We start from the raw sequence: 4,475 nt of genomic DNA on the forward strand, positions 1-4,475 counted from the left end.
GCGGTGGCTCCGCACGAGTGGGACGGAGTGCCGGCACCGGACCCCGAGCGGGCCATCGCGCGACTGCGCGCGGGCACGGCACCACAGCCGCCGCCGAACTACGGCGCACCGGGCGCATCTGACGAGCTCAGAGTGACGCCTCTGAGGTGGTCGTCCGCACTCCGTCCGGTCCAGCTTTTTTCGACGCAGGAGTGAACCACGCGGCACTTTCGCTCGTAGAGCCGGATGCCGGGCGAGGTGCGATCCACTTTCGCCGGCCGGCCGGCTCTCGGTGCCTGTCCCCCGGGCACCGGGATCCGGCACGCTCCTGCCGGGTTCAGCGGATGACTCCCTGGTCGGACAGGGCCTTCCTCAGCGCGCGCACCGCGTAGTAGGAACGGGACTTGACTGTTCCGGCGGGTATGCCGAGGTGTGCTGCGGCCTCGGCGACACTGCACTCCATGAAGTACATCAGCTTGATGATCTCGCGGTGCTGTTCGTTCAGTTCGGCGTAGGTGTCCCTGACCACCTGAGACATGAGCATCCCATCGATGCCGTCCGTCACGGAGACGACATCCAGTTCCCACGACATGTCCTCCGGCGGGCGGATCTGCCGAGCGCGGTGGTGATCCATCACGAGGTTCTTCACGACGGTGTACAGCCAGGCTCGGGCCTCCTCCGTCTTCGTGCTCAGGCTGGACGCATGCCTCCACGCCCGGATCGCGGCCTCCTGGAGGACGTCCTCCGCACGGTGCCAGTCGCCACCGAGGAGGCGTGCGGCGAAACGCAGGAGCGGCGTGCCGTGCTCGGCATACAGCCTCCGGATGAACTCCTCACAGTTGTCACTCAGGGCCTCGTCGGAGTGGCGCGGCATGCCGTCGGCGCCCGTGCCAGGCCCGGCGTCCGTGGTCCGCCTCATCGTGCTGGCGTCCTTGTTCAGATCAGGTTTTGTTGTGGCTGCCCTGGGTAGCCCCGAGGCGGCTTCACACTGGTGGGACAGGCTTGGACGAACCTTGTCGATTTCTTGCCATCGATTTCTTGCCATCGATCTGTCGCACGGGCGTGCCGCGAGCCGCAGACAGTTTTTCGTTCGGCGACGTACGCCACCGGCGCCGTCGAGGCCACACCGGCCCGAGCACGCCGAGGCCGGTCACCAGCCGGTGACGCGTTGCCAGAAAGCCTCGATCACGGGCGCGGCGTCTGTGCTCCGGGTGCTGTCGATGACGTGGTAGCCGTGGTGCTGGGCGGCGGTGGCACAGGCGTGGTTGGGGAGGATGCGCAGGCGGGTGCCGACGGGCAGGTCGGGCAGGTGGGCACCGTCGCGGGCGGTGAGGGTGCCGTGCTCCTGGCTCGCGGCGGTCATGACCAGGCCGGGGATCGGGTTGCCGTCCAGGTCGGTGACCAGGCCGTAGCCCTGGTCCGTCTGCTGGGCGGCGGTGCCGCGGTCGCGGGACATGGCCATCCAGCCGCCGTCGGTGAGGATCCATCCGTACTCGGGGCGGTGGCCGATGACGGTGACGACGACGGAGAGGGCGAGGTCGTCGATGTCGCAGACGCTGAGGCCGGCCATCACCAGGTCGAAGAAGACGTAGTTGCCGGCGCGCAGTTCGGTGACCCCGGTGAGGTCCTCGGCAGCGTGGGCGGTGGGGGTGGAGCCCACGCTGACGGTGTCCACCGGCAGGCCGGCCGCACGCAGCCGCTGGGCCGCGGCGATCGCGGTGTCACGTTCGTTGTCAGCCGCTTTGCGCTGTTCCTCGGCGGTGTAGGCGAAGTAGGACTCGCCCGCGTGGGTCAGTACGCCGTCCAGACAGCCCGCGTCGTGCAGGATGCGGCCGATCTCGGTCAGGGCGGGGTCGTCGGGCTTCAGGCCGCCGCGGTGGCCGTCGCAGTCGATCTCGATCTGGGCGGGGATGGGGATGCCGGCCTCGCGGGAGGCTTCGGCGACGAATGATGCCTGCTCGACGCTGTCCAGCAGGATGCGCAGGGTGACGGCGCGGCGCAGCAGGGCGATCACGCGCGGGAGCTTGTGCGGGTCGATGCCGACGGCGTACGTGATGTCGGTGTAGCCGCCGTCGGCGAACGTCTCGGCTTCGGCGAGGGTGGAGACGGTGACCGGACAGGGCTGTGCGCCGTCGTGCATCAGGGCGGCGACGTCGAGGCTCTTGGCCGTCTTCACGTGGGGGCGCAGGGTGACCCCGAGCCGGTCGGCCCGCTCTGCGAGGCGTGCGATGTTGCGTCGCGTCTTGTGGACGTCGACGACGGCGAACGGGGTGTCCGGGTCGGCGAGGGTCCGGGTGGCGGTGGAGGGGGTGTTGCTCAGGGGGCTGTTCACAGGGAGATGTCCATCTTCTTCAGAAGGGCCAGGCCCAGATGCAGGTCCTGCAGACCGATTCCGGAGCTGTCGAAGAGCGTGATGTCGCGGTCATCGGTGCGCCCTGCGGCGCGTCCTGTGAGGACGTCACCGAGGGGGGTGAGGACCGTCGCCGCGGGCGCGTGCTGGCTTTCGCCCATGCGGCGGGCCTGCTCGGGAAGGTCGCAGAAGACGCGAGCGCGGCTGAACAGTTCGGGCGGCAGTTCCCGCTTGCCGGGGGCGTCGGCCCCCATGCAGGACAGATGCGTGCCGGGGCGGACCCAGTCGGCCTCGAACAGGGGCGGGTCGTCGGTGCGGGCGGTGGTGGCGGTGACGATGACGTCGGCACGGGCACAGGCTTCCTCGGCGCCGACGGGACGGGCGTTGTGGCCCTGTGCCGTCAGTTCGTGGGCCATCTGCGTGGCACGGTCGGGGTCTCGTCCCACGACCAGGACCTCGCCGATCGGCCGGACGCGGCTGACGGCCCGTATCTCGTAGGCGGCCTGGTGACCGGTGCCGAACACGGCCAGGGTGGCGGCGTCGGGGCGGGCCAGCAGATCGACGGCGAGGGCGTCGGCCGCGGCGGTCCGGTAGGCGTTCGCGGTGCCGACCTCCAGGACGGCCGCGATCCGGCCGACTGTCTGGTCGAACAGCAGCAGGGTCGAGTGGTGGCGCGGCAGCCCGTGCTCCGGGTTGCCCGGCCAGTAGGTGCCGATCTTCACCCCGGCGTGCGTCGCGGATGCGGACGGCTTGAGGGTGAACCGGTTGCGCGGATCGGAGCCGTGCACGGCCAGACTGGGGAAGACCGGGCCGTCCACCGTCGCGGCGAAGGCGGCACGGGCCGCTTCGAGGGCCAGCTCCTCGTCCACGAGCGCGGCGGTCTGCTCCTCGGTGATGTGCAACAGAGTGGTCGATCCGGCGGCGGTCATGAGCGGCTCACTTGGCGTAGTTGTAGACGGTCGCCCGTGACACGCCGAGCAGGTCCGCGATGATCTGCGCGGCGTCGCGCGAGTCGAAGTAGCCATCGCGCTGCAGCTGCCGCACGAGTTCCTTCTTGTCCTCCCGACTCAGCGAGCGGGGAGTCGCGGCACGCTCGGCGGCACGTGCCTCCACCTCTTGGCGCAGCTCGCGTGCGTTGCGGTCCCGCAGGGTCTCCAGGGGCTGCTCGCGGTGCTCGGTGTCCGTGGCCACGAGGTTCGACAGCGCGAGCGTCACGGGCGACAGGACGGACACGTCGAGGTTCAGGCAGAGTGCCGCGATGTACTCGCCCTCGGTGTTCTTGATGCCGATGGACGTGCTCTTCACCGGGCGGCCGTCGGGAAACCGGTTGGGGTAGTTCTGGATGACGCTGGGGTAGTCCGGGTCGGCGATGCGGGCCAGGCCCAGCTCCGTGGCGGAGTCACCGACCTGGCGGCCCGAAAGGTTGTCCTCGATCGCCCGGATCGCGTTCTCCGGATCCCGCAGGTCGTGCAGGACCACTTCGCACAGGCCCGGGAACATGCGGCCCAGCGCGACAGCGATCTTCTCGGCCTCGCGGATGAAGTGCTCGTCCGCGTCGATCGAGGCGGCGGCAACGACACCCTTGAGCTCGTCCGCCTTCGCGCTCGCTGCGAGGTGGTCCATGGCGCACCTTCCGACACTGGATTTTGATTTTGTTTCTATTTCTAGACGGAGAGTCTAAGTGGGTCTTCTAGGTCCTGTCCAGCGCACCGTCGGTCGACGAGCGACCGCCAGGGGGCGGGCACGGTGGTCCCGCCCACCAGATCGGTCAGGAGGCACCGACCCACCTCGCCGCGGGAGCCCCTGGCTCACCAGGAGCGTGAGCTTGGCGTGCACGGCTTCCCGCGTGGCGCGTCCCACGCGGGAGGTCAGGCCTGGGGGACATCCAAGGGCTCCCCGTCATGGGCGGGGGCGCTTTTCTTCGGTCCGCTGCCGCCTTCACCTGCGGCTTCAGGTGAGGTCTCCACGGACCGGTTCAGCCTCCCGCCGGACGTGGGGCCCGCTTTGCCCCCGGTTCCGCCGGAGCTGTGTCACAGGCGCGTGACAGCGGAGTCATGGACGCGAGACAGCACCGAACCGGCAGCCAGGAGTGGCCGTGATGGTGATGTCAACGCGCGGCACCGCGCACCTGGTGCCCCCGCATCTG

The 4,475-nt window shown here is 69.7% G+C and carries 5 protein-coding genes; 1 reads left to right on the top strand and 4 read right to left on the bottom strand.

The window, feature by feature from the left end; translation table 11 throughout:
- Nucleotides 1-195, top strand: a 195-nt coding sequence (locus ACFVJQ_RS45420) for a hypothetical protein (RefSeq protein WP_385791834.1), incomplete at its 5' end; no start/stop codon positions are given.
- A gap of 121 nt (nucleotides 196-316) precedes the next feature.
- On the opposite strand, the gene ACFVJQ_RS45425 is transcribed toward ACFVJQ_RS45420, so the two are convergent.
- The 4 genes from ACFVJQ_RS45425 to ACFVJQ_RS45440 all read right to left on the bottom strand — a co-directional run bounded on the left by ACFVJQ_RS45425 (nucleotide 317) and on the right by ACFVJQ_RS45440 (nucleotide 3,952).
- A complete protein-coding gene (locus tag ACFVJQ_RS45425; protein WP_385791836.1) occupies nucleotides 317-898 on the bottom strand; it encodes a sigma-70 family RNA polymerase sigma factor in 582 nt (193 codons plus the stop codon).
- Nucleotides 899-1,129: 231 nt separating this feature from the next.
- A complete protein-coding gene (locus ACFVJQ_RS45430) occupies nucleotides 1,130-2,311 on the bottom strand; it encodes a DSD1 family PLP-dependent enzyme (protein ID WP_385791838.1) in 1,182 nt (393 codons plus the stop codon).
- Nucleotides 2,308-3,258 carry an ornithine cyclodeaminase family protein gene (locus ACFVJQ_RS45435; RefSeq protein WP_385791840.1) on the bottom strand — a complete coding sequence of 317 codons (951 nt, stop codon included), beginning with the start codon at nucleotides 3,256-3,258 and terminating at the stop codon, nucleotides 2,308-2,310. The genes ACFVJQ_RS45430 and ACFVJQ_RS45435 overlap by 4 nt, the downstream gene beginning before the upstream one ends.
- A 7-nt stretch (nucleotides 3,259-3,265) precedes the next feature.
- A complete protein-coding gene (locus ACFVJQ_RS45440) occupies nucleotides 3,266-3,952 on the bottom strand; it encodes a transcriptional regulator (protein WP_385791842.1) in 687 nt (228 codons plus the stop codon).
- Between the last annotated feature and the right edge of the window lie 523 nt (nucleotides 3,953-4,475).

The sequence above is a fragment of the Streptomyces sp. NPDC127197 genome, from assembly GCF_042672405.1.
GTDB lineage: Bacteria > Actinomycetota > Actinomycetes > Streptomycetales > Streptomycetaceae > Streptomyces > Streptomyces flavusporus.

Coding starts and splice junctions, on each gene's coding strand:
- ACFVJQ_RS45425 (WP_385791836.1), bottom strand. CDS start 898: ATGAGGCGGACCACGGACGCCGGGCCTGGCACGGGCGCCGACGGCATG.
- ACFVJQ_RS45435 (WP_385791840.1), bottom strand. CDS start 3,258: ATGACCGCCGCCGGATCGACCACTCTGTTGCACATCACCGAGGAGCAG.
- ACFVJQ_RS45440 (WP_385791842.1), bottom strand. CDS start 3,952: ATGGACCACCTCGCAGCGAGCGCGAAGGCGGACGAGCTCAAGGGTGTC.